This is a genomic window from Pseudomonas sp. XP1, from assembly GCF_053557675.1.
The window spans coordinates 38,167-40,788 of sequence record NZ_JBNRIJ010000002.1 but is presented as its reverse complement, the minus strand read 5'-3'; the positions used below and the strand labels follow the sequence as shown (position 1 = coordinate 40,788).

2 protein-coding genes are annotated in these 2,622 nt (G+C 62.0%); one reads left to right on the top strand and one right to left on the bottom strand.

Annotated features, from left to right (window positions below):
• Window positions 1-35 precede the first annotated feature (35 nt).
• Entirely contained in the window at window positions 36-1,163 is a 1,128-nt protein-coding gene (locus ACK1U9_RS02470) for a GNAT family N-acetyltransferase (protein WP_085602125.1), read from the bottom strand.
• A 263-nt stretch (window positions 1,164-1,426) separates the two neighbouring features.
• Here ACK1U9_RS02470 and ACK1U9_RS02465 point away from each other — a divergent pair.
• The coding region (locus tag ACK1U9_RS02465; protein WP_449109685.1) for a putative porin at window positions 1,427-2,622 on the top strand (1,196 nt) is incomplete at its 3' end.

Genomic DNA, 2,622 nt, shown 5'->3' with positions numbered 1-2,622 from the left:
CCCGCGAAAGGGCCGGCACAGGCAATATGAATGGATCAGTCCCGGCGATAGGGCAACATCCCCCGGGCCTCCTCGGCATAGGCCCGCACCCCTTCCCGCTCCTGCACCAGAAAATCCTCCACCGCCCGCCGCAACCCCGGGTGCAGCAGGTAGTGCCACGACCGCGTCAGTACTGGCTCGAACCCACGAATCAGCTTGTGCTCCCCCTGCGCCCCTGCATCGAAACGCTGCAGCCCTTCGGCAATGGCAAAGTCCATGCCCTGATAGAAACAGGTTTCGAAATGCAGCCGGTCGAATTCATCCAGGCACCCCCAGTAGCGGCCAAACAGGCTGTCGCCCCCCACCAGGCTAAGGGCCATGGCCACATCACGGCCCCCCTGCCGCGCCATCACCACGCGCAAGGCCTCGGGCATGCGCTCGGCCAGCAGGCTGAAGAACTCGCGCGTCAGGTAGGGCGCTCGGCGGCGCACCGCGTAGGTATTGGCGTAGCAGCGGTAGACGAAATCCCACTGCGCCTCATCCAGTTCACCCCCACGGTACCAGCGGAATTCAATACCGTGCCCGGCCACCTGTTCACGCTCCTTGCGCATCTGCTTGCGCTTGCGCGAACTCAGGCTGTCGAGAAAATCCTGGAAGTCGCGGTAGCCGTTGTTGCGCCAATGAAACTGGCAACCCAGGCGCTCCATCCAGCCCGGCTGGCCGGCCAGCTGTTCGTCCAGCGCCGGCTCGGTGAAATTGATATGCGCGCCAGACAGCCCGCCCTTGCCCAGGTACTCCGGCAAGGCCTGCAGCATCAGCAAGCCATCGGCTGTGTCGGCGGCAAGCAGGCGCGGGCCGCTGACCGGGCTGAACGGTACGGCACCGAGCAGCTTGGGATAGTAGGCAATGCCGGCCCGCTCGCAGGCATCGGCCCAGCCATGGTCGAACACGTACTCACCGAACGAGTGCCATTTGCGGTACGCCGGCAGCAGCGCCCGTACCTGCCCGTCACGCTCCAGCACCAGGTGCTCGGCGGCCCAGCCGGTGTTGCGCGCAACGCTGCCGCTGTCCTCCATGGCGCTGAGGAACGCATGGCGCAGGAACGGCTGGCCGGCCGGCACCAGGGCATCCCAGGTGGCCGCCGGTAGATCACGCAAATGGGCAAGGCTGTACAGGCTGGTCACGGTTTTGGCTCGCTGTTTCAAGGTACCCAGTATCCCCAAGGAAGGCCCGCCACTCAAATCACGATAGCCGGCACAGATCCTTTCATTCTCAATTACTTAACCGCAGTGCCACTAATTCGACATTAATCTGTCATTCGCCCCCGCAATACTTGCGCCTGTTTTCCGGAACCCCAGAACCTGTCTATTCAGGCCCTTTCCGAAGACATGCCAACACAGGGGCGGGCGCTTGAGCCTCCCCCATCTCATTCAACAGGGAGAACCTTATGCGTCTTGTTTCTACACTTACCGGAGTGAGCCTCACCGGCATGATGCTGGCTCTGAGTACTCCGGCCAGTGCAGCTGTCGACGCCAAGCTGCTCGAAATGCTCCGCGCCAACGGCTCGATCAACCAGGCGCAGTACAACGAACTGCAGGCGGACCTGGCTCAAGAAACCAAGGAAAAGGCCGCTCAGAAAGCGCAATCCGAACGGATGAGCTCCTTTGAACAGAAAGTGGCATGGGCCGCCAAGACCCAGGTCAAGGGCGATGTGCGCCTGCGTTACGAAGACGTCAACGTCGACGACCCTAACAGCAGCAGCGGCAACCAGGACCGCCAGCGCGTGCGCGCCCGTGTCGGCTTCTACAGCGAAATCAACCCGCAGGTAGACGCGGGCATCCGTATCGCCACCGGCAGCAGTGCCGACCGCCGTTCGACCAACCAGAGCTTCGACAACTACTTCGACAAGAAGTCGCTGTGGGTCGACCAGGCCTACCTCGACTGGCACCCGACTGCAGTTCCCAACCTGCACCTGATCGGCGGCAAGATGGCGCAGCCATGGGTGAGCATGGGCGACATCATCTGGGATAGCGACATCAACCCGGAAGGCGTGGCAGCCACCTACAAGACCGACCTGGGCGGGGCCGAGGTGTTCGCCAGCGCCGGTCAGTACACCCTCAAGGACAACGTCGATGGCGACGGCGTGCAATACAAGCATGACGCACAGGTCTATCACGGCCAGTTGGGCGCCAAATTCGCCCCGGCCGATGTGCTCAAGCTGACCGTAGGTGCCAGTATCTATGGCTACGACAACGACAAGGAAGCCACCATCCTGCAGTCGTTCGGCAACACCACCAACGAGTTCAACCTCGTGGAAGGCTTCGGCCAGCTGGACTTCACCGGCTTTGCCATCCCGCTCTCTGCTTACGGCCAGTATGTGAAAAACACCGAAAGCACCGATGGGGAAGACCAGGCCTGGTTGGCGGGCCTGAAAACCAAGGTCGGCGCCTGGAGCCTGGACTACAACTACCGCGATGTGCAGCGTAACGCCGTGGTCAGCCTGTTCACCGACTCTGACTTTGGCAACGGCTTTACCGGTTCGCGCGGGCACAAGTTCAAGGTCGGGTATGAAATCGACAAGAACTTCTCTCTGGGCGCTGCCTACCTGATGGCCAAGACCGACCTGTCGCAATTGCCCAACAG